General features: G+C 63.5%; 25 protein-coding genes. 7 read left to right on the top strand and 18 right to left on the bottom strand.

Annotated features, from left to right (window positions below):
* Positions 1 to 8: 8 nt before the first annotated feature.
* Positions 9 to 704: an XRE family transcriptional regulator gene (locus tag AC3CB8_RS25440; RefSeq protein ID WP_023774613.1), complete on the bottom strand. Its 696-nt coding sequence runs from the start codon at positions 702 to 704 to the stop codon at positions 9 to 11.
* Positions 705 to 1,281: 577 nt separating this feature from the next.
* Here AC3CB8_RS25440 and AC3CB8_RS25435 point away from each other — a divergent pair.
* A complete protein-coding gene (locus AC3CB8_RS25435; RefSeq protein WP_352563557.1) occupies positions 1,282 to 1,920 on the top strand; it encodes a GcrA cell cycle regulator in 639 nt (212 codons plus the stop codon).
* A gap of 116 nt (positions 1,921 to 2,036) precedes the next feature.
* Here the strand turns inward: AC3CB8_RS25435 and AC3CB8_RS25430 are convergent, their stop codons facing one another.
* Positions 2,037 to 2,339 (bottom strand): DUF982 domain-containing protein, encoded by a 303-nt coding sequence (locus tag AC3CB8_RS25430; RefSeq protein ID WP_435053092.1) that lies wholly within the window; start codon positions 2,337 to 2,339, stop codon positions 2,037 to 2,039.
* Between the two features lie 93 nt (positions 2,340 to 2,432).
* On the bottom strand, positions 2,433 to 2,714 hold the full coding sequence (locus AC3CB8_RS25425; protein ID WP_023774616.1) for a DUF982 domain-containing protein: 282 nt from the start codon (positions 2,712 to 2,714) through the stop codon (positions 2,433 to 2,435).
* A gap of 92 nt (positions 2,715 to 2,806) precedes the next feature.
* On the opposite strand from AC3CB8_RS25425, the gene AC3CB8_RS25420 reads away from it, so the two are divergent.
* From AC3CB8_RS25420 to AC3CB8_RS25410, 3 genes are all read left to right on the top strand, one after another.
* Positions 2,807 to 3,469: a YdaU family protein gene (locus AC3CB8_RS25420; RefSeq protein ID WP_023774617.1), complete on the top strand. Its 663-nt coding sequence runs from the start codon at positions 2,807 to 2,809 to the stop codon at positions 3,467 to 3,469.
* Positions 3,390 to 3,779: a hypothetical protein gene (locus AC3CB8_RS25415; RefSeq protein ID WP_352563559.1), complete on the top strand. Its 390-nt coding sequence runs from the start codon at positions 3,390 to 3,392 to the stop codon at positions 3,777 to 3,779. The genes AC3CB8_RS25420 and AC3CB8_RS25415 overlap by 80 nt, the downstream gene beginning before the upstream one ends.
* 127 nt (positions 3,780 to 3,906) lie before the next feature.
* Positions 3,907 to 4,500: a DUF6456 domain-containing protein gene (locus AC3CB8_RS25410; protein WP_023794533.1), complete on the top strand. Its 594-nt coding sequence runs from the start codon at positions 3,907 to 3,909 to the stop codon at positions 4,498 to 4,500.
* A 92-nt stretch (positions 4,501 to 4,592) separates the two neighbouring features.
* Here the strand turns inward: AC3CB8_RS25410 and AC3CB8_RS25405 are convergent, their stop codons facing one another.
* From AC3CB8_RS25405 to AC3CB8_RS25390, 4 genes are all read right to left on the bottom strand, one after another.
* A complete protein-coding gene (locus AC3CB8_RS25405; RefSeq protein ID WP_352595331.1) occupies positions 4,593 to 5,282 on the bottom strand; it encodes an Eco29kI family restriction endonuclease in 690 nt (229 codons plus the stop codon).
* A 22-nt stretch (positions 5,283 to 5,304) separates the two neighbouring features.
* Positions 5,305 to 6,486 (bottom strand): DNA cytosine methyltransferase, encoded by a 1,182-nt coding sequence (locus AC3CB8_RS25400; RefSeq protein ID WP_023774622.1) that lies wholly within the window; start codon positions 6,484 to 6,486, stop codon positions 5,305 to 5,307.
* A gap of 1 nt (position 6,487) precedes the next feature.
* On the bottom strand, positions 6,488 to 6,901 hold the full coding sequence (locus tag AC3CB8_RS25395) for a very short patch repair endonuclease (RefSeq protein ID WP_352563561.1): 414 nt from the start codon (positions 6,899 to 6,901) through the stop codon (positions 6,488 to 6,490).
* 523 nt (positions 6,902 to 7,424) lie between these two features.
* Positions 7,425 to 7,778 carry a hypothetical protein gene (locus AC3CB8_RS25390; protein ID WP_023774624.1) on the bottom strand — a complete coding sequence of 118 codons (354 nt, stop codon included), beginning with the start codon at positions 7,776 to 7,778 and terminating at the stop codon, positions 7,425 to 7,427.
* Between the two features lie 217 nt (positions 7,779 to 7,995).
* On the opposite strand from AC3CB8_RS25390, the gene AC3CB8_RS25385 reads away from it, so the two are divergent.
* Positions 7,996 to 8,688: an NmrA family NAD(P)-binding protein gene (locus tag AC3CB8_RS25385; RefSeq protein ID WP_352563562.1), complete on the top strand. Its 693-nt coding sequence runs from the start codon at positions 7,996 to 7,998 to the stop codon at positions 8,686 to 8,688.
* A gap of 196 nt (positions 8,689 to 8,884) precedes the next feature.
* On the opposite strand, the gene AC3CB8_RS25380 is transcribed toward AC3CB8_RS25385, so the two are convergent.
* The 3 genes from AC3CB8_RS25380 to AC3CB8_RS25370 all read right to left on the bottom strand — a co-directional run bounded on the left by AC3CB8_RS25380 (position 8,885) and on the right by AC3CB8_RS25370 (position 12,524).
* Positions 8,885 to 10,921, bottom strand: coding sequence for an acyltransferase family protein (locus AC3CB8_RS25380; RefSeq protein ID WP_023794541.1), 2,037 nt, complete (start codon positions 10,919 to 10,921; stop codon positions 8,885 to 8,887).
* A 294-nt stretch (positions 10,922 to 11,215) separates the two neighbouring features.
* On the bottom strand, positions 11,216 to 11,518 hold the full coding sequence (locus AC3CB8_RS25375; protein ID WP_023774627.1) for a hypothetical protein: 303 nt from the start codon (positions 11,516 to 11,518) through the stop codon (positions 11,216 to 11,218).
* A 412-nt stretch (positions 11,519 to 11,930) separates the two neighbouring features.
* Complete coding sequence (locus AC3CB8_RS25370; RefSeq protein WP_352563563.1) at positions 11,931 to 12,524, bottom strand: TetR/AcrR family transcriptional regulator; 594 nt, start codon at positions 12,522 to 12,524, stop codon at positions 11,931 to 11,933.
* Between the two features lie 104 nt (positions 12,525 to 12,628).
* Between AC3CB8_RS25370 and AC3CB8_RS25365 the strand changes: the two genes are divergently transcribed.
* Positions 12,629 to 13,444 (top strand): oxidoreductase, encoded by an 816-nt coding sequence (locus tag AC3CB8_RS25365; protein WP_023794546.1) that lies wholly within the window; start codon positions 12,629 to 12,631, stop codon positions 13,442 to 13,444.
* 27 nt (positions 13,445 to 13,471) lie between these two features.
* A complete protein-coding gene (locus AC3CB8_RS25360) occupies positions 13,472 to 14,473 on the top strand; it encodes an NADP-dependent oxidoreductase (protein WP_023794547.1) in 1,002 nt (333 codons plus the stop codon).
* A gap of 59 nt (positions 14,474 to 14,532) precedes the next feature.
* On the opposite strand, the gene AC3CB8_RS25355 is transcribed toward AC3CB8_RS25360, so the two are convergent.
* The 8 genes from AC3CB8_RS25355 to AC3CB8_RS25320 form a co-directional block, all read right to left on the bottom strand.
* Positions 14,533 to 15,210, bottom strand: coding sequence for a GntR family transcriptional regulator (locus tag AC3CB8_RS25355; protein WP_023794548.1), 678 nt, complete (start codon positions 15,208 to 15,210; stop codon positions 14,533 to 14,535).
* A 48-nt stretch (positions 15,211 to 15,258) separates the two neighbouring features.
* On the bottom strand, positions 15,259 to 15,483 hold the full coding sequence (locus tag AC3CB8_RS25350; RefSeq protein WP_435053023.1) for a hypothetical protein: 225 nt from the start codon (positions 15,481 to 15,483) through the stop codon (positions 15,259 to 15,261).
* Between the two features lie 264 nt (positions 15,484 to 15,747).
* Entirely contained in the window at positions 15,748 to 16,104 is a 357-nt protein-coding gene (locus AC3CB8_RS25345) for a hypothetical protein (RefSeq protein WP_352563564.1), read from the bottom strand.
* A 142-nt stretch (positions 16,105 to 16,246) separates the two neighbouring features.
* A complete protein-coding gene (locus AC3CB8_RS25340) occupies positions 16,247 to 17,278 on the bottom strand; it encodes a hydroxyacid dehydrogenase (protein ID WP_023774633.1) in 1,032 nt (343 codons plus the stop codon).
* 365 nt (positions 17,279 to 17,643) lie between these two features.
* Complete coding sequence (locus tag AC3CB8_RS25335) at positions 17,644 to 17,871, bottom strand: hypothetical protein (protein ID WP_023774635.1); 228 nt, start codon at positions 17,869 to 17,871, stop codon at positions 17,644 to 17,646.
* Positions 17,872 to 17,902: 31 nt separating this feature from the next.
* Positions 17,903 to 18,106 carry a hypothetical protein gene (locus AC3CB8_RS25330; RefSeq protein ID WP_023774636.1) on the bottom strand — a complete coding sequence of 68 codons (204 nt, stop codon included), beginning with the start codon at positions 18,104 to 18,106 and terminating at the stop codon, positions 17,903 to 17,905.
* 192 nt (positions 18,107 to 18,298) lie between these two features.
* Entirely contained in the window at positions 18,299 to 19,507 is a 1,209-nt protein-coding gene (locus AC3CB8_RS25325; protein ID WP_023774637.1) for an FAD-dependent monooxygenase, read from the bottom strand.
* Between the two features lie 95 nt (positions 19,508 to 19,602).
* Positions 19,603 to 21,126 carry a glucosamine inositolphosphorylceramide transferase family protein gene (locus AC3CB8_RS25320; RefSeq protein WP_352563565.1) on the bottom strand — a complete coding sequence of 508 codons (1,524 nt, stop codon included), beginning with the start codon at positions 21,124 to 21,126 and terminating at the stop codon, positions 19,603 to 19,605.
* Between the last annotated feature and the right edge of the window lie 130 nt (positions 21,127 to 21,256).

The following is a 21,256-nucleotide window of genomic DNA, read 5'->3' as shown; positions in this document are numbered from 1 at the left end:
GGCCCGGTCTAGTATCCCAGCAGTTCCTTCAGCGGAATCACCCGCCAGACGTGCTTGATGGCGTAGCGGTTGAAGGTCAGCGTCTTGGGCGGATTGTACTGCTCGACCACCAGCTCGCCCGCGGTGCGCCGGACCAGCTTCTTGATGAAGGCCTTGCCGTTCTTCTCGTTCTCGTCCGGAAAGGTCTCGATCACCACATGGTCGCCCGGCACCGCGTCGCGGCCGCCGCAATAGATCATGTCGCCGGGTTCGTAGCGCGGCACCATGGAATCCGAGAGGACATGGAGCGCGAATACTCTCGGCAGGTTGCGGACCCCTGGCGGACGCTGCACGTATCCTGCCGGCTCGCCGTTCAAGGTGAAGTCGCCGTCGTCGCCGCCGACGGCGGCGCCCAGCACCGGAATGTCCATCGCTCCGGCCGACAGCGGGCCGGCGTCGGTGACGATCTCGGCGTCCGCCACCGGGCCGACATCGTCGAGGAAGACGACCTGTCCTTGGCCCAGCGCCACGGGGTCGACGCGCAGGAAGGCGGCGGTCTTCAGCAAGTTCTCGGTCTTAGGCAGGTTGCGCCCGGTTTCCCAGTTGCCTACGGCGGCCACATCGGTCTCGTTGTGCTCGGCTATGTGGCGCATGACCAGGCCACGCTGCTTGCGTGCCTGGCGGATCGCGGCCCCGACCCTGATCGACAGTTGCGTTTTCACCATGGCCTCATGTGACCGGCAAGTCCTGCTTTCGTCCATGAAAGAATGGCTTGCATCAATTTTTGAGTTATGCTTATATCAACTCATGCGAAAGCTCAACCCTCTCAGAGTCGACAGCGCCTCCAGGCCGGCATGCCGGACTGCCCTTTCCATTCCGCCCCGGCCGCCTCCTCCCCGGCCGGGGCGAAGCGCGAAGCCGATTGCCTTGGTGCATCGGCCTTGCGTCCGGTCCGCCCGTTCCCGGCGGCCGGAACGGCCGGAGCCGCTCCCCGCGGCTCCGGCTCCCCTTTCGACCCGGCCGAGGGTGTTGCCTGTCGCACGCAGGACGGCACCGTATATCCTGTACGAGCCGATGACCGGCGGGGCGGGTTCGGCCCCCCGATAGGGACGTGGCGGGCGCGGCTTGCGCGCTTCGCCGCCGCGTCGGTCGGCCGGCGGGGCTGAGCGGCCGGTTCCGAAGCAATCCCAGCGGCCGACAGGCCAGACCAGCCCGACAGCGCCCATGGGGCCGCGGGGCAAACCAGACGCTTGCCTGACGGCGCCGTCCACGGCGGCCGCTGGCCGCGCAATGGAGACGGACATGGCAAGCTACAGTGACAGCGAATTGCAGGCGATTGCCGCCTGGCTCGGGGATGGGCTTTCGGCCTCCAGGATCGCGGCGGCGTTCAGCGCACAGCGCGGCAGCCCAGTATCGCGCAACGCCATTATCGGCGTCGTCCATCGCAACGCCATGCTGGGCGCGATCGGCTTCGCCAATGGCAGGGGCTTGTCGGCAGCCGGCACGGCGATGGCCAAGGCGGCGAGCCGAGCCGCCAAGGCGGAACCCCCAACGAGCCGTGCCGGCGCCATCCCGCAGCCGGGGAGCACACCGGCCGTGCGGCCGAAGCGGGCTCCTTCGCCCGTGCGGCCACGGCTTTTCCAGCGCGAGGCTGGCGTGCTCACTGCTGATGGGCAAACCTACCGCTTCAAGGTGCCGGCGTCGCCGCGCGGTCCTATCGGCCGGCAGCCGCATGGCGTGGCCATGCGCTTCATCGACTGCCTGTTCACCCGCTGCCGCGCGCCGCTCGACCTGGCGCTGGAGGAAGATGCCAAAAATGTTGCGCCCGCGGGACGGCCCGGCCAGGACATGCTGTGCTGCGGCATGCGCACCACGACGATGAAAAGCTACTGCAGCTACCATCAGGCACGCTTTCACCGGCCTGTTTGCGAAGCCGGGTGAAGCTCGGTCCCTTCTCCCCGTTGAATGGAGAGAAAGGCGCTTCTAACGCCGCCGTCACCAGTTTCGATCGCCGCCAATTCGGGAGAATCACTGTGAACGCCCATCGCGCCGCACCGCTATTTCGGCATCTGGCGCCCTTGTTTAGGCTGCTGCGCCGACCGTTGCTCCAGCATCGTCGCCGGGCCGCCGCCCGCAACCAGAATGCCGGCAACGCGGGCAAAGCCGGTGAACACTTTCATCGCATCGGATTGCGAGATCTGCGCCGCGATGGCGGCGCTGCAGGCGTTGAGGGCGCTGCGATAGACGTGGCCCCGCCGCTCGATCGGCCAGCGCTGCAGGAAATCGGCGGCCTCGCTGACAGTCTCGATCTCCTCGACATGGCCGTCCAGGGAGACTTTGAGCGGCACTCCGGTCTTCATCGTACCCACGGCATTCACCTTCGGTCCAAGCCCGGCTTTCAAGCCGACGCTCATAAACGCAAAAGGCCTGCCGCCGGTTGCATCGCGGCCGTCTCAGGGGCTCGCCGCCGCGTCGAGCCACTCATGCGCGCGGCTTCTTGGCTTGGCCACCAATATGCCTTGTTGCCTGGCCGCCTCGCGGAAGGCCTCGAAGGCGGGGCGCGGACAGCAAGTACCCTCGACCGCGAGCCGGACGAGCCGTGCCGCCTCGAGGTAGCCCGGCGCGGTTTTGTCGGGCCATTGGTGACGAAGCGCCGTCGCCGCCTCGGCCACCGAGCCGACCAGCATGGTCTTGTTGTCGCAGAAACGCAGGGTCACCGGCATGAAAGCCGTCATGGGCAATCCTCCCTTGGGCATGGACGCGTCACAACGTCCGGACCGGCGGCGGGTTCCATTAGCGCGGCTGTAGGAACAAGGTGGTGCGCGGCATGAGCGAACGGCCCTTCATGCAGCTCTACGTCTCCGATTTCGTCGGCGACACGCTGCAACTCTCGACCGAGCAGATCGGCGCCTACATGCTGCTGCTGATGGCGATGTGGAACGCCGGGGGAAGCCTGCCCGAGGACGACGCCAGGCTGGCGCGCGTGGCCCGCCTGCCATTGAAGCGATGGCGGGCGATCAGCGCCGAGCTGCTCGCCTTCTTCGAGCGCGAGGGCGACGAGATCGGACACAAGAGACTGACGAAGGAGCTGTGCAAGGCGCGGCTCAAGTGCGAGGCGAGAGCGGCCGCCGGCGCGCGCGGCGGAGCCGCCACCGCCTTGAAAACAAAGGCGCGTGTCCAAGCAAATGCCGATGTTTTGACGCGGCATTCTCCAGAGTCCAGAAACCAGATGGAAAAAGCTTCCGCTTTTTCAGCGCGCGAGGGGCGCGAAAGACCGGGGATTTCGATTGGGGGCCGCGAGGCGGCTTCGAGATCGCAGGGCCAGGGCCGGCTCAAAATGCCGCTGGGCTGGACCAGGCCGAAAACCCACGGAGACGCCGCCAACGCCATCATCGAGGAGATCCGCGGATATGACCACGGCCGAACTGCAGCAGGCAACGAAGGCGCTGGCGGCAATGTTCTCCTGCTTCCCGCAATCCGCCCTGACTGACGTCGAGATGCAACTGCGCGGCTACCTCGGCGCGATCAGGGATGCAGAGCTGGGCGACCTGCAGGCCGCCATCCAGCGCTTCGTGCGCGGCGAGGTGAGGAGCGGCAACGCGCAGTTCTGCCCTTCGAGCGCGCAGCTCTGCATAGAAGTGCGCGAGCGGCGGGTGATGCGGGAGTTGCTGGCGCGGAGGCGCGCCGGCCTGGTTTCCTCGCCTCCGCGAAGCGGGGGAGAGGTGGCCCGGCGAAGCCGGGACGGAGAGGAGGCCACGCCAGAGCCGACTGAGAATGAGCATCGCAATGCGCACCCCTGAAGAGGCAACTTTCGACTGTCGGCGCTGCCCCGCTCGGTCCGCTTCGCGGCCACCTCTCCCACGCTTTGCCAGGCGAGGAACCCAGGTTCTGCAAGGCCACCACTCGAACACAACCAAGGAGCCACCCATGCCCAAGAAAACCAAGGCCGCCAGGCCGCAAGCGCCGAAACTGCCGAGAGGCGAGGCCGAGCAGGTGCGCATCCGCCGCGAGGTCGGCCATGATTTCGCGCTGAAGGACGATGCCTTCGGCCGCAAGCGGCTGACATCGGGAACGGCCGAGGCACGGCGCGTCTACGAGGTGTCGAATGACGGCCACACTTCCACCGGCGGCATCGTGCGGGTGCGCAATGTCGACCCGCTGCTGGGCATCACCTCGCTGACCCGCCAGCAGCGCGAGGCCGGCATGCGCTACCGCGAGCACTTCCGGTGCAGCCAGCAGGCCGATATCAAGCCGATGCGCTGGACGGAGCGCGTCGACGGTGGGCGCCTCGGCGGCGGCATCGCCGACAGCGTGCTCAACGCCGGCCGCGCGCACGCCGCCGCGACACGGGCGCTCGGGCATTGGGACGTGGCGGCAATCGTGCGGAATGTCGTGTGCCTGGAACAGCCGGTGAAGACCGTGGCCGAACAGGATGGCGAAGGGCGCGACGTGGTGACGAAGCTGTTGAAGGTAGGGCTCGATCTGCTGGCCGTGCATTATGGGATGATGATGGGGCGCTAGGGCAGCTCCATTCTAAACGGCAAATCACCGGGGAAGAGCTACGGTACAGCCCGTCGTCTCGGTCTTCCGCCGAGCGGGTCGATAGCACTGATCTACGCTTCGTCCGCGCTCTCCTCGGTTTCTTTCGTTTCTTCGTCCTGCTGGTCGGCGATCACCTTTGGCAATCTAGCCAGTGGGCGGCCCGCTAGGTAGTCCGCTACGCGTTGCTCCAGGAATTCTGTTGTCATTCCGCCATCACCTAATTTGTTGGCGAAGCGTCGCCCGGGATGAAGCACATCCCAAGGAGACTTGTATTGGTTGGCTCGTCTACGGCCCGGGTCCTTGTTCCCGAAACCATCGATTGCACGATTCCAGGTCGGCTGAAACGTCTCAATGAGCATGTTTTCGCCTAAAGGAATCCAAATGTCGTCCACCACAAGATGACGGAGGGAAAAATCAGCGAGGTTGAGATTGATCGCTTCGTCGATCGACGCTGCATGCTGACGGAGACGACTTGCGAGTGCGTTGCCAGTTGGCGAGAAGTCTCTCCGAAGGCCACCTTTTCTTCCGCCTTTGGGAATAGCCTTGCCTACATAGATCGGCCGGCTAAAGGTGCCGCCTTTATTGCCTTCGGCAATCGGGGCATAAATAGGCAAGCTGCCGGAATAATAGATGACGTACACACCCGCACCAGGAATATGATCGACCGAAGACAGCGGTCCAGGCTCGCGCGTTAGCAGTTCAAATTCGATGCTACGGGCAAGGTTCAGTTTATCCAGCGGATTATAAACATCTTCAGTCACGCTGCCCCCAACACATAAGCCTTCATTTCAGGAAGTCCGATCCCCCCAACGTAAGATGGCGTTTCACGCTGCGCGCGATGATGTTCGCCAGTTCCACCGGGACGGCATTGCCGAGCTGACGCATGGTTTCGGACCATGCGCCGTGGAAGCGGAAATTATCCGGGAATGTCTGCAAGCGAGCGCTTTCGCGCACGGTAAAGTATCGCACGCTACCATCCGGCCGCAGCAGCATGTTCTCGCCGCCCGGAACGCCATGGACACCTGCTTTCAAGGTCTTGGCCGGTTCGTCGAGCGGGCTCCCAGTATGTCCGGGGTAGGATCGCGCCCCAGGTTGGAACCGGTGATTGTTATGGTTCGCGGCTTTTCGCGACTCGTGCTCGGGATCGGGCAGATCGCCAATCGCATCTCGCGTTGTCCGCCATGGTGCGGTTTTTGGTTTGACGTCGAGCCGCGCCGCGCGCTCGGAATGCCTGTCCCCAACCTTGCGATCAGCATTGCGGACTTTATGTCGGTCCCAGTAGTCCCCGTTTTCCTGATCCCACAGCAAGGCCTCCAGAGAGTGCGTTTCCAATGGAAAAGCCCATTTGATGTCGAGGTCGGCTCGAAAGCCCACGAAAATCACGCGCTCCCGACGCTGCGGAATCCCGTAATTCGCCGCGTTCAACGAACGTGGAACGACCCGATATTCGAGGCCTCTTGGTCCGCGACGGCCAGTATGATGCTTCTCGAGCCGCCGCAGGTGGCTTTCCCAACCCTCGTCGGATTCGGCGACCAACTCGGGGTACGTCATTTGCAGTACGATGTGCGAAAAATACGTCGCGAAGGTTTCGCGGGTCAGCCCTTTTACATTCTCGAAGATGAAGGCGCGTGGCTTGGTTTCGCGGACCGCGCGGACTGCTTCCGGCCACATATCACGCGAATCCAGATGGGCGCGATGCTTGCCGCCCAGCGAGAATGGCTGGCAGGGCGGGCCGCCTGTCACCAGATCGATCTTGCCCTCGTGCGCCCGAAAATCGACGCTGCGGACATCGCCCTCGATGGGCTCCGGCCAGTCGCCGACCAGGCCGAGGCCATCAGTCCGGTTTTCTCGAATGGTATCGCAGCACCATCGGTCCCACTCAATTACGGCTTCCGGCGTGAAGCCGGCACGGCTCACACCCATGCCAAGCCCGCCGGCGCCTGCGAACAGCTCGATCGACTTCATGCTATTCCCCCACGAATTGACGCAGCTTGTTCTCTAATTGTTCACCCTGCCGGAATTCGCATTCCCAGACAACCAGTACGTTCCAGCCGAGCCGCTTCAGTGCATCCTGTTTGAGAGCGTCGCGCTTCGCGTTTGCCGACAATTTTGGTCCCCAGAAGTCCAACCGGGACTTTGGAAGACGGGCGAGCGTGCACGCCGGATCGTCGTGACGATGCCAAAAGCAGCCATGAATGAAAATCGCTTTTTTGCGTTTTCCAAAAACAATGTCCGGTTTTCCAGGCAGGTCGCCACGGTGGAGCCGGTAACGATAGCCCATCCCGTGGAGTAGCCGGCGCACGACCATCTCCGGCTTCGTATCCCTGCCATGGATACGCGCCATCCGTTCGCTTCGTTCGGTGGTAGAGAGGGTGTCCACTTTTCATCGTCTCATGATTCGGGAAGATGGTGTTGCGTTTTGCCGCGAAAGTGAAGGGCCAGAGGCGCAAGCATTGATGGAGGGAGTCATCTCGCCCGAAGCTTGAAAGCTCGCTAAGCCCAATACCAAGCAGTGCCTGGGAATCGTGAAAGCCGTTTCGACGTTGAGCCTGGCAAGCGGCCCGAAACGTTGTCGGCGATTGGGTGCTCTTTACGTGAGCCGCAGCGCAATGGCGGCCGAGCCTATATTGCCTAAGCGCGTGTGACCATGTCGTACCGGATCCTGAACGGTCTGACACCATTATGCCTACGCGGCCGACTATCTCGAATTTCCGGCGCCGGGCCTTTCATCACCAATGGCCGCTACGCGGAGGCGTTGTTGCGCGGCGATTGATGCCACATCCGGCGTTCTATGCTCACCACGGAAAGCGGTTCGCGGCGTGCACTGATCTTGAAGCACGCTCTTTTATCCGTCCGTTAGCAAGCCACCGGCCGGCTTACGCCGGCCGGGATATATCCCAAGGTCAATAGCCGCAGACGCGCACTGTCTCGATGACACGGTGGTGGTGACGCCAATGCTTCACCAACTCGGTGTGGCAGCGGCGATGGTACATGCCGTAGTAGCGCGGCCGGTAACCGTCGTCGTAGACGCCATAACGATAGTGGTGACGGCGGTAATAGGCGCCATCGTCGGAGTAGCCACCGTAATAGGCGCCATCGTCGGAGTAGTGACGGTAATAGTCGCGATGTCTGGGAACGTAGTAGTCGTCATCATAGCCGTTCCCGATGCCGAGCGTAATACTGGCGGCACTTGCCGGAGCGATCACCGCCACCGCCGAAGCGATCGCGATCACGGATGCAATCAAGAGCTTTTTCATGACAACCTCCTTCTTAAGGTGTGTCTAATAAACGCTGCAGCCACGGCCCTGTTCCCATAAATCGATGAATCGATCGTTCGAGCTGGTTGCCGTGGCGCCAAAGGACCTGCCGGGCGATGCCGCCCTGGCCATACCTGTCAGCATGGCGAGGGGCGTTTTGAACCTTGGTCGCCGCCGTCCATTTCCCCTGGATGCAACCAGCAAGGGAGATTGGACCATGCACATCATTCTTGGCGGCACCGGGCATGTCGGCTCGGCAGCGACGGTAGCGCTCCTGCGGCAAGGCGAGCCGGTCACGGTGGTGACGCGCGACAAGGCCAAGGCGGCGCCTCTGGCCGCGCAGGGCGCGGAGGTGGCGGTGGCTGATGTGCTCGATGTCGAGGCGCTGCGCGGGGTGTTCAGGCGTGGCACACGGGCGTTCCTGCTCAATCCGCCGGCCGATCCTTCGACCGACACGGATGCCGAGGAGCGCAGGACCGTGGACGCCATCATTGCGGCGCTGGACAGTTCGGGACTGGAGAAGGTCGTGGCGGAATCGGCCTATGGCGCGCATGCGGGCGAACGGGCCGGCGACCTCACCGTACTGCATGGGCTGGAAGAAAAACTGCATAGCCAGGCCATTCCGGCCAGCATCATCCGCGCGGCCTATTACATGAGCAATTGGGATGCCTCCCTGGAGACCGCCAGGCGTGAGGGCATCGTCAACACGCTCTTCCCGGCGGATTTCGAACTGCCGATGGTGGCGCCACGCGACCTCGGCGAAGCGGCGGCGCGCTTGCTTACGGAGCCGCCGGAAAAGAACGGCCTGCATCACGTCGAAGGGCCGTCGCGCTACACGGCCAGGGATGTCGCCGCCGCTTTTGGCGGGGCGCTCGGCAAGGAGGTGCGTGCCTCGCGAACATTGGGCTGAGACGTTCGAGAGCATGGGGTTTTCGCCGAAAGCGGCACAATCCTACGCGCGCATGACGGAGGTGACGGTTGATGACACCTATGATCCGCCGACTAGGCCGGAGCGTGGGAAGGTCACGTTGGAGCGGTATATGGCGGAACTGGCGGGGGCAGGGTAAGCGAGCGTTTCTTCCTTCTCCCACAAGGGCAAGGAAAGTCTAACTCCCTCTAAACAGCGCCTTTTCCAGCGGTCCTGCCAGTGTCTCGGCAAAGGCCGTCGCCAGATGATGCCTGTCGCGGAAGGCGAGTTTGCCGTCGATGAAGACGTGGCATTCGGTCGGGCCGCAGAAGCGGTCGGTGAGGTCGATATAGAGCGTGTCTGGGATGCTTTTCACCACCGCGCGCTCGGCGGCGGCCACGTCGTCATTGGCGGCCTCGGCCCTCGGTGTGTCGCACAGCGACGGCGCCTCGCGCCACCACAGCGCGCGGGCGACGCAGGCGTCCGCGAAGCTGTCGCCGATCGGCGTGTCGCGGATCACGGCGGTCTCGACGCCGGCCTGGCTGAAGGCCTCCAAGGTAGAGCGCAGGCCGGCCTGCCAGCGAGCTATCTCGGCGTCGCGGCTTGCGGCGGACATGTCGCGCGTCAGATTGCCGATCGAGAATTCCGAGATCACCACCAGGCGCGGCTTGCCGCGGATAATGTCTGAAATCGCCTGTTCGCGCCAGGCGTCGCATTCGGTGTAGTCGCGTTTGAGCACGGCATTGAAGGTCGACAGCCGCGAAGCGCGGCACGAGGATTTGAGGTAGGTGACCACTTTGGTGTCGTTGCGTTTTGCCGCCTCGACCAGCGGCGTCGACCAGTGGTCGGCATGCGAATCGCCGAACAGCACGATGGTGTGGGCGGCGTCGGCCGGCCCGAAGGTGCAAGGTTTCGGCTCCACAGTGTGAAAATCGAGCAGGCAGTCCTTGTCGACGGCGCGCGCGATGGACGGCTGTTCGGCGGCCTCTTCGATGCCGCGCTGGGTCGGGTCGATGTTGCGGGTGGCCAGATGCGCGTTGGCGTAGGCCGCAGCCACGCCGGCGGCGGTCAGCACGAGGGCCGGGGCGAGGGCAAGCCCCGGTAATAGCCGAAGCGGTCTTGCGGCCGGGCTGGCGTCGAAGCGAAAGGCCCTGGCTGTCGCCGCCAGCCAGTCGCCGCGCCGCGCGGGGTTTTCGATCAGCCGGTAGGTGGCCGCCGACAGCGCCAGCGCCAGCACGGCGCAGCCGATACGCTGCGCCACGCCGAGGTCGGGGTGCAGCATGGCGGCATAGACGATGACGGGCCAATGCCAGAGATAGAGCGAATAGGAGAGCGTGCCGACCCACTGCAAGGGCGCCAGCGAGAGCATGGCGGCGGGCGCCAAGGCCTGCCAGCGAGTCTTGGCCGGGGCATCGCCCTGCTCGCCGGCGCCGCTCAACAGCACCAGCACGGAGCCGGCAACCGGCAGCAGCGCGTACCAGCCGGGGAAAGGCAGGTTTTCGCTCAAACAGAGATAGGCGACGGCGATCAGGGCCAGGCCCAGCCACCCCTGTGCCGCCCGCAGCCAGAACTGATGCCGCCACAAGATTGGCGTGGCAAAGGTCGCCAGGCCGCCGGCGGCGAATTCCCAGGCCCGCAGCGGCGAGAAGTAGAAGGCCCAGGCCGGCGAGAGGCTGGTGAACCACAGACAAGCCGCGAAGGAGGCGAGGCCGACGGCGCCGATCACGACCACCGTCATGCGCCGGCCCCGATGCAGCCAGGCGGCGAAGACAAGCAGTGCCGGCCAGACGAGATAGAACTGCTCCTCCACCGACAGCGACCAGAAGTGGATGAAGGGATTGCTCAAGGAATCGGCGGCGAAATAGTCGAACGACCAGCGCAGCAGCCACAGATTGATGGTGTAGGCCGCGGCATACATGGCGCCGCGCGAATAGAGCGCCTGTTCCCGCGGCGCCATGATGAAGGTGCCGACGGCGAGCGTGGCCAGGATGACGAAGATGGCGGCCGGCAGAAGGCGCCGTGCTCGCCTGGCATAGAAGCGCCAGAGGTCGAGCCGGCCGGTCTCGGTGATCTCCTGCATCAGATGCGTGGTGATCAGCCAGCCGGAGATGACAAAGAAGATGTCGACCCCGGCAAAGCCGCCGGGCAGTGCCGTGACGCCAAAATGGTAGGCGACGACGCCGCCAACCGCCAGCGCGCGCAAGCCCTGTATGTCAGGCCGAAACGATGCCGCCACGACACCTCCTTCGTTTGCGCCCAGCCGTCATCGTCCGCCGGGTAGCCGATATTGCAATGCAGCATATATTCCGCAGTGCAACATGGCCAGAGCAAGGACGCTGTTTTTTCCTCTTCATGAAGCCGCGGGAAATGTGTCGGTCGACGATAAGGACTGGCGGCAGGCGCCTGGAGTCGAGGCAGAATGAGCAGTTGTGTCGGGGCCAAAGCGGCGGTGACGGCAAGGCAAAGCACGGCAGTCACGAAAACAGCCCCGCGAACGGGGCTGTTCCATGCCTACGGCGCCAACGCCTTATCAACTGCCGCCGTTCAATTTCACGCTACTGCAGAATTCCGGATGCGTGTTGGTTGGGTTGGCGTTCTTGGACTCGTCGGCGCAAGCGGTCTTCATGGCGGTCTGGTCTTCAGGCGTGAGGGCCTTCCATGCTTTCACGAAGTCATCATTGCCGACCATCGTCTTCATGCCGGAGTCCGTGTAGAACGGCTTCATCTTGGCAGGATCGTCGAGAGCGGATGTTCCCGTGTTGGATCCCGCGAGAGCCGAACCGGTGGCCATCGAAAGCGCCATGGCGCCAAGGCAAATCATCTTGATGTTCATGACTGGGTCCTTCCCTGTTGCTTTGTGACCGTCGAAGCAACGATCAAGATTTAAACGAAACGGTTTGCCCGAAAGTTCCGGTTTATCAGACCAAAATTCCAAACTTCGCCCAAATATGTTCCGGAGAACCTTGAAACCTTTGCGATATTGAGCGGTAGCCACGGCGTACAGGCGGTTGCTTGGTTTTTGGCAGCCTTCTCCGTCGCGGCGCATCGCCGGTACCGCTGGACGGCCAGGCGCCTGGCCCTCTGGATAACTTCGCGGTTCGCGGATGGTGCCGGTTCCCGCAGGACGGGTCTCGTCGCCGCACAAAAAAGGCCTCGCGGGCGCAGCCAGCGAGGCATTGATTGGAGGGTCTTGTCATCGCCTCGGGAGGCGATTGCGCAGCAACGAGGCCCGCTTGCGGAAAGTTTCAGTGCCCGAGCGAGGAAGCCTCGTTATCCCCCTGGATCAGCGTGCGTGCCGCGCTTGCCCCTGCCGCCAGGATGCGTTCCGAGAGGTCCGTTCCGTCCACGGCGCGGGCCATCTGAAGGGTGCCGATAAGGGTCGCAAAGATGCCCAGCGCAACGCTTTCCGGGTTCCGGGTCCGCGGCGGCAGTTCCGCCGCGACCTGGCGCACCAGGGTCAGCAAGCGCTCGGTATAGAGTTGGCGTGTTTCGGAAGGCTCGCGTGCGATCTCCGGCAACAATGCGGCAGACGCGCAGCCCTGTCCCGGATTGTCCCGGTGTGCCGTCGACAGATAGGCGTCGATGGCCATATCCAGGCCGCCGGCAGCCAAAGCTTCGCGGATCTGGTCCGACTGATCCTCCAGGGCCGCTGCCACGGTTTCACGGACAAGCGCCGCCTTGGATTGAAAGTGCGGGTAGAAGGCCCCGTTGGTCAAGCCGGCGTCTTTCATGATGGTTGCCAGCCCCGACGCAGCGATACCGTCACCGCGAAAACGGTTGGCGGCCACCTCAATGATCCGGCCGCGCGAGGCGTCCTTCCGGCCTTTTTCATAGCGCATGGCTGCGGTTCCTTTCTTCTATTGCATTATGGATGTAATATGATAGTACGATCATAATTCTAATGGAGCGAAAAAGATAGCCCCTCATGATTTTGGAGCCCCAAATGAACAGGAATTCGGGAAAGACGGCGCTCGTCACGGGAGCCTCCTCGGGTATCGGCCGCGCCAGCGCGGAAGCGTTGGCGCGAGCGGGATTTACCGTGTTCGGCACAAGCCGCCGCAAGCTCGGCGACAGCCCGAAAGGAGTGACCATGCTGGTTTGCGATGTGACCGACGATATGGCCATCGATGCACTCGTTTCAACCATCCACGCGCAGACCGGCCGCATCGATCTGCTGGTCAACAATGCCGGCGTCGGCATGCTTGGAGGAGCCGAAGAATCCTCGGTTTCCCAGGTGCAGGCGCTGTTCGACGTCAATCTGTTCGGCGTCATGCGCGTGACCAATGCGGTGTTGCCGTCGATGCGGCGGCAGGGCGTAGGACGCATCATAAATATCGGCTCGATCCTGGGAGTGGTACCCGCGCCATATTCGGCGCATTACTCCGCAGTCAAGCACGCGCTCGAAGGTTATTCGGAATCGCTCGATCATGAGATCCGTGCCTTCAATATTCGCGTCTCGGTCATCGCGCCGGCATTCGTGCGCACCGTTTTCGACCAGAATGGGTTCGAGCCCGATTCGGTCATGAAGGAATATGATCAGGCGCGAGCCGGGGTAGACGCATTGCTTCGCGACGTGATGCGCAAGGCGGACCCGCCGGAAGTGGTGGCAAATGTGGTTCTCAAGGCGGCGACCAACAAACATCAGCGCCGGCGCTACACCGCCGGCAAGACGGCGCGGCTGGTCAACCTGTTGCGTCGCTTCGCGCCCGCCGGGATGTTCGACAAGACGTTGCGCAAGCAGTTCCGCTTGCCTGCCTAAACAAACGATTTTCAGAAAGCGAACATGATGAAAGCCTTCGTCGTCGACAAATATCAAAAGAAGGGAGCGTTGCGGCTCGCCGAGATGCCGCAGCCTGATGTGGGGGACAACGATGTCCTGATCGAGGTCCACGCCTCCGGAGTGAACCTTTTTGATTCCAAGCTACGGGACGGGGAGTTCAAGCTGATATTGCCCTATCGCCCGCCCTTCATCCTGGGCCATGACGTGGCAGGGGTCGTCATGCGGGTCGGATCCAAGGTCCGCAAATTCAAGGCTGGTGACGAGGTCTTTTCGCGGCCGCGCGACGGCCGCATCGGGACATTCGCCGAGTTCATCGCCGTGGACGAAGCCGACGTGGCGTTGAAGCCGGACAATCTCAGCATGGAGGAGGCCGCTTCCATTCCGCTGGTCGCTCTTACCGCCTGGCAGGTGCTTGTCGAAAGGGCAGGGCTGACGAAGGGCCAGAAGGTGTTCATCCAGGCCGGTTCCGGCGGCGTCGGGACCGCCGCCATCCAATTGGCAAAGCATCTCGGCGCCACCGTCGCAACGACGGCCGGCGCCGCGAGCGCCGATCTGTTGAGAGGCCTCGGCGCCGATATCGTCATCGACTACAAGAAGGACGATTTCGAAAAGATCCTGCACGGCTACGACCTCGTCCTGAACAGCCAGGACGCCAAGACGCTGGAAAAATCCCTGCATGTGCTGAAGCCGGGCGGTAAACTCATCTCCATCTCCGGTCCGCCGGATCCCGAATTTGCCAGGGACAAAGGTCTCAACATCGTCCTGAAGCTGGTGCTGCGCCTGCTGAGCCGCGGCATACGCCGCAAGGCCAGACGCGCCGGTGTCGAATATTCGTTCCTGTTCATGTGGGCGCAGGGCGAGCAACTGAGCAGGATCGCATCGCTCATCCAATCCGGTGTCATACGCCCCGTCGTGGATCAGGTTTTCCCGTTCGAGAAAACCAACGAGGCGCTGGCTTATGTCGAGACGGGGCGCGCCAAGGGCAAGGTGGTCGTGAAGGTCAGATAGTATCGCCGGGCCGAGCCCGAATCTCTTCGCCGCTTCAGGGGAGCGGCGGGTTGCGCGTCTCAGCCGGCGTCGCGGCCCACCGGGCCCACCTCGACCTCCCTGAGATAAAACGCCTTGCTTGGCTGCAGGTGATCGACGCAGAGCTGCGCCAGCACCCAATTGTCGCTGCGCTTCAGCGCCTCGATCATCATCAGATGATGCTGGCGCGAGATTTCGAGCTTGTCGCGGTCGGCCAGCGAATTCGCCCGTACCGGCAGGCTGAGGCGCATGTAGTGCTCGATGGAGGACACCAGATAGGCGTTGCCGCAGGCCGAGAACATGGTGAGGTGGAAGCGGTCGTTGGCCTCATGGATGCCTCTGAGGTAGCCGGCGTCGACATGGGCGCTGTAGACGCGGTGGATCTCAGCCAACTCGGCGATCAGCGCCTCGCTCGCCGGCAGCCGGATCATCAGCGCGGCCTGGCGCTGCAGCATCTCGCGCACCTCGTAGATCTGGCGGACTTCCTCGGGGGCGAGCCGGCGCACCGTGGCACCCTTGTTGCGCTCGCGCGTGGCGATGCCAAGCCTTTCGAGTTGATAGAGGGCCTGGCGGATGGTGTGGCGCGAGACCGGGAAGCGGGCCAGCAGCACGTCCTCGACCAGGCGCGTGCCGGGCGCCAGCCGGCCAAAGATGATGTCTTCCTCCAGCGCATGGACAATATCGGCTTCCTTGCCGCCATAGTCGACCGTGTTGAGCATCGCGATCCTCTTGCTGGCCCGGCCAAATCGTCATTGGCCTCGACCACTCTAGCGTTCGCGCGCTAGGCTGGCCACAAGCTGGTCGAGGCGCGTATCGTCGAGGCTGACGACGCCGCACATCCGCATCGCCTGCCGCAGGCTGATCCTGCCGACTTGCAGGTAACGCTCGAACTGCAAGCGGTTCATGCCCAGTCCGCGGCAAACGGCGCTCACCGACGCGTGGCCGCTGACCAGCCGTCTCGGATTGGCGGCAAGATTCCTGCGAATTGGCACGATGCCGTCCCCCAAAGACGTCCGGACCATTAATCAAGCTATGGCTGATACGGCCACAACATTGCCCATGCGCGAATGGGACCTTCGGCCAATATCGCTGCTGGACATGGAAAGGCCCGCCACCGACGCGACTCGTGACGGGCCTTCTGAGTACGCCGGGCTTCCCACCGCCCGACCATTCGCAAAACCAGCCGGCGGCACGATCGTTCCATCAGGAAGCGCGGGCATCCCTTGGGGGACGGGCTCACGGGCCTTGGCGGATCACTATTTGTGAATGAGCCATTCTATCAAGCCGGTCTCGACCAGCTCGCAGCCGGTAAACTCGTGAACCAGGCTTTTGGCCAAGTCGCGCCATTGACACTCGGGCACGTTCGCTTCCGAGACCAGATCTCGAAACACAGCGCGCAGAATATCGGCATCGAACGCTGAGATGGGAACCGGGTCTGTATCTTCCCAGGCCGGACGGTTATCATCGCGCTGGCGTTGGCGAAGCCGTTTCAGAAGCTCGCGCGATTGCGCGATCACGTGCCTGGAATGGTCGATTTCGCGGCGAAAGGCGACGTTTCCAGCAATGGAACGATGTCGTAGCAGGAGGCTGGCTTCGATAGCTGCCCGCGCCATGTCTATATGGCTTCCAACCATCGCTACCTCCCAGAGGTTGTTTTTTACTCCTCCGAAGGTGCATCTCAAAGGGGATTCAACGTACGGTTTGGTACAAAACCTTGCCGATGGGGTTGAGCAATGCTCACACCGGCGCGGTTGCTTAATTCCTGTCCGACGGCTTCGAGCGCATCCTCGACACCGTCTCGCGCTCGGCGCGTTTGGAGCGCAGTGGCGGCAGGCCGCGATCGATCAGGTCCATGTCCTCCAGCACCATGTCGCCCATGCGTTTGAAGGCGATGTCGAGGGCGCCGGCTCGGTGGGCGGAGCGCAGGAAGCCGGGCAGCGCGCGCACGGGATGGTCGCCCGCCAGCGGCTCCTCGGGAAAGACGTCGCTGGCGGCAAGGATGTGACCGCTCCTTACCGCCGCCATCAAGGCGGGGAAATCGACCACGCCGGCACGGCTGAGCAGGATGAAGGCGGCTCCCTTGCGCATCCTGCCAAAAGCGTCGGCGCCGAGAAACCCCTGGTTCTCGGAGGTTACCGAAGCGACGACGAAGACGAAGTCGCTTGATGACAGCACCTCGTCCAGCGAGGCCGGCTCGACGCCGTTTTCCCTCAGGATCGACGGCGGCAGCCAGGGGTCGAACACCTTCGTGTGGGTGCGGAAGCCCGACAGCAGGCGGTTGAGGGCGCGGCCGAGATCGCCGAAGCCGATGATGCCGACATCGGCTCCCGAAAGCAGCCGCGCCGTCTGGTTGCCGTCGCCGCCCCACAATTCCTCGCCTTTGCGGAAAGCAAGGTCGGCATCGACGATGCCGCGGGCAAGGTTGAGCGCCATGGCCAGGCCGAGCTCGGCTACCGGCTCGGCGAAGACCAGGCCCGTCGTGACGACATGGATACCCCGTGCGAACAGTGTTTCGTAGGGCATGTTGTCGAGGAGGTTGCTCTCGACATTGAAGACGCAGCGCAGCGTTTTCATCGCCTCAAGCGTCCGCGGCGAGATCGGCGGCTGGCCGACGATGTAGCGGGCCTCGGCCAGCAGCTCAGGCGGCAGCCGCGCCACGCCGTCGGGCGTCGTCTCGACGATGCGATAATGTGCTTTGAGGCGCGCCAGCTTCGGCGGCGTGAAGATCAGTTCGAGCGTACGCGGCTCGGGCGCGCTGATCACCAGCGGCAAGGCGGTGTCTGACATTGGCAAGGTCCTCCCAGGCGGCTTGTGGCGCTTTCTCGATCCTAAATCTATCCCGTACCGGCGGATTTGAAAGCACGGTAGACCGATTCACCCGGCGCAGGCGTTTGGACCACCATACCCGTCCTGGTACGATTGACATTGGCGCCGAAGCCGGTCTTCTCTGCGGTAATCCACCAAGGGGAGATAGCTGGTGAAGAAATACGAGAAGCCAACCTGGCCCAAGCGCGAACGGCTTTCGGCCGTCACTGCTCTCGCTGGACCTTCAGGGTTACCGGCCAAGCTCTGAATGGGAAAGTGCATTCGCCTGCTGAAACAAAGGCGCGATCGACCGATCGCGCCTTTTGCTTTTGCGGAACAGCAGGCCGTCATCCACGTCGCTTCGGCGCGGCGGGCTTCTGTCGCTCGCCGCTTGGCTCGGCGGACAGCCGCTGCTTGCGAAGCCGCGCCGTCTTCGCGTCGCGGGCCTGCCGTTCGGCGTCAAGGATGAGCCGCGACTCGCGATCGGCTCTCTCAAGCTTATGCTTGTCGACCAATCGGGCCACTTTGTCCTCCGGCGGCGTATAGCATTCCATGAAACCAATGCCGTTCGGCAAGGTTCCCTCATGTGCGATCCTTGAGATCGCGTCAGGGTTCTGCGTGGTCCGATAGCTCGGCGCGATGACCGGTCTGCCAACTGGTGAGTTGGCGCTCGGCCTCTGATATGGTCACGCTCATCAAGCCGTCAAATTCGGCCATGGCTTCCATATGCCCATGATCAATGATGGATTTGCGAAGAATGCGCATTGCCAGAATAGCATCCTGCAACGCGCGGTCGATATTCTTGACCATGACAGGATCTCCTGCGGGAATAACCTGTCGGCAAGCCGCTTGTTCCAACCGAACGGCACTCGATCTGCTTTTTGAGCGCCGTTTCCCGATGAAGCGCTCCGGCGGTTTCCTTCTCCGGTAGGCGGGTAGAGGTGCTGCCTCGAGGGCAGAACCACGGAAGGGCCTTTATGACGATAAGGGGTGGGAAACCCCTCACGCCATGCCCGGCTGCCGCCGCATTCCCAAATGGCGCACCTTGCGGCCGATGATCATCAGCCTGCGTGCCGTGTTGTTGCGCAGGCGCCGCGCGCGCCATTCCAGCCCGGTTTCGGTGGTGATCCGCCTGGCGTAGATGCTCACACGCATGCCGGCCTCATCGGAGGCCCGCTTGACCGGATCGTCATAGAAGGCGGCGATCTTGTCCGCCGCCATGCCTGGCGTCTCCAGCCAGCGTGGAATGTGCACGGAATGGAGCTGATCGACGTCGATCATAACCCGCCCTATGCCGACGCCCGGCGTCGGGCATGTCGTCCAGAACGCGTCACCGATGAAGACGACCCCGTCGCGGCGATGGCCTTGCGTCGTGGTAAGGTTGATCTGCCGGACCTCGACGGGACTTGAGACAGCGAAGTTGCCGCATTGGGCCGATATTTCAGGCATCAATTCGCAAAGCATCTTCCGCGGATCGGCCCGAAAATCCCTCGTCCATTGTTCGGCCACGGTGCGATAGACGAACATGTTGGCCCGCATCTTGTCGCCGAGGGGAAAGACGGTGATGTAGGCGACGCGGTCGCTGGCCCGCCTGCCGTAGCAGGTGACGGCCTGGTAGACGCATTCGCGCGGCGGAATGGCGAGGTCGAAACCCATCGACAGCGAATGAGCTTTCGATTGCTCGACCCGCTCGACGCCGATGGCGCGCCGCACCGCTTCGCTGTGACCGGTGGCGACCACCAGCAGGCGAGCCGTGATGACCCTGCCGTCGTTCAGCACAAGGCGCTGCCGGTCCGGCCCGGTCGAGACCTCGGCGACCTTGCCGACAGTTATCGGCACTTGCGGAGGAAGGGCATCGCGCAGCCCGTTAATCAACGCGGCATAGGAAAATGCGTATTCGGGCCTGCGCTCACGCGCGAACAATTGGCCAAGGCGGAAAACATGAATGTCGTCAAACGGCGTGACGAGCCGCATGATCGTTTCGTCGAGGCCGAGCTTCTCGAACAGCCGTATCTGATCGCTACCGATTTTCTCGGCCCGGAACTCTTCGTGATGAACGCGGTGCGGATCGATCAGTGCCACCTTGCGGCCGGCTTTTGCCAACACGGTTGCCAGCGTGGTGCCGGCCATTCCAGCGCCAACGATCGCCACGTCGACTTCGGCCGGGACAGCGTCGACGGTTGTCATCTCGCTGCCCTTCATGCTGGTCATCTTCTGTCTCCACAATCCGTGGTGGAAAATATCTTCCGGACCATAATCAACCTCAAGCAACCAGCGCGGGTGGCCGGTAGTAACAAACGTTTAGGTTAACCACGGCCACCTCTTTTCCAGCGCGGCGCGATCGCCGAGCCGTCGATGAACTCCAGGCCGCCCGCCTCGTTGAGCGTGTGCAGCTTACGCCCACTCCATAGCGCGCCGGGGGTTAAGATCGTCTCGACATGCTGCTCCATGCCGTTCAAATCAAGGTGAGTGACGCGTGCGATGCCAAGGGCGCCGCCGTAGCTCCCGCGGCAGTCCTGTACCGGACGCAGCAGCTGGCCGTCGCGTTCGACCATGCGTCCGGCCGGCCGCGCCGAGGCGATGTCGATCAGCACCGGGTTCCTTGGATGCGACGTCCAGGGGCCGCGAAAGTCCGGCGCCGACCACAGATGCAGCGCGTCGGAGAAGGCGCCGCCGCCGTGCCGGGCGCTGCCTTCACCGTCCCGAACGGTGGCGAACAGCCACCACGAGCCGCCATGCTCGACCAAGGTGGCGTCGCTGGCGACGATGTCGGACAGCAGCGTCGCTTCCTTGACCCATCCGCCCGGGAAGGCGGTGGCGCGGTAGAGATCCACCGTCCGGTTGGCGCAGCTTTCGGGCACCATCCAGACCTCGTCGTCACGCTCGAAGACGAAGGGGTAGGAGAGGTGGTAGGGCAGATCGAGCACCGGCTCCGGACGGCCGATCGGCCCCGACGGACCAAACGGCACGGCGGAAATGATGGCTCGGCCCAGGCGGTGGATATAGTCCTCGACGAACAGGGTTACCTGTCCTTGATGAAGGATAGGGAACGGATCGGCGTAGAAGCGGCTGCCGTCGTCGGGCAGCTCATGCCAGCCCGAGGCCGGATGCGCGCGCAGGTCGAACAGATCCCGCCCGCCGGTTTCGCGCCAGCCGACCTTCCAGTGCGGGGCGTTGTAGCAGAGATGGTAGATCTTCTGGACGATGCGCCGCGCCAATGCCTTGCCCGCCCTGACGCCGAGCTTGCCGGCCGAGGGCAGCGAAGGCGGCCCCCTGCCGTCCACCGGCTCGGGCAGGACGGGTAGGGCGCCCCGCGCCGCGCCTGTCACCGCCGCCAGGATCAGGCTTGCCGTGCGCGCCAGCATGTCCTGGAACGAGGCGAGCGCGATGCCGCCATATTCGGTCCCCAGGCGTCCTTCGGCGACGACGCCGCCGTTCTCCTCTATGCGGCCCCGCGGGGTCCGGCCATCGAGGATCGACGCCAGCAGGGCCGCTTCGCCGCCGGCGCCGTCATAGGTCACATGCCAGACGCGTGTTCCCTCTATTGGCACATCGCCGCAGAGGTCGACCACGAGGTCGGGCGCGGCGGCGGGGTGCGTGCGGTAGGGTGCTAACGCCGACAAGGGCAGGCGCTTGGCCAGTCCGTCCGCGGGCAAGCCATGGATGACCGTTTCAAGCTGAAACAGTGCCGCGACGCTGCCCGGAATGCCGCTCCCGGCCGGGCGTGCGTCGACGCTGACCGCGACCTCGGCGAGCGCGGCAAGGCGCTGCAGCAGCAGCAGGTGAAAAGCACGGAGGCAGTCGCTGTCCAGGCGCAGGCTCACCCGCATGTCGCACCCCAAGAATTCTGATGTTCGGTATTGGCCGGTGTTCGGTTCTTAGGCCCGATCTGGTGGGGCGACGGTCGGACTGGCATTCGTTTCCCGCTCGCTTGCGCCCTGTCAACATGGCCCATGCCTC

It is taken from the genome of Mesorhizobium sp. P160927 (assembly GCF_057766385.1).
This window is presented reverse-complemented; position numbering and strand designations above follow the sequence as displayed.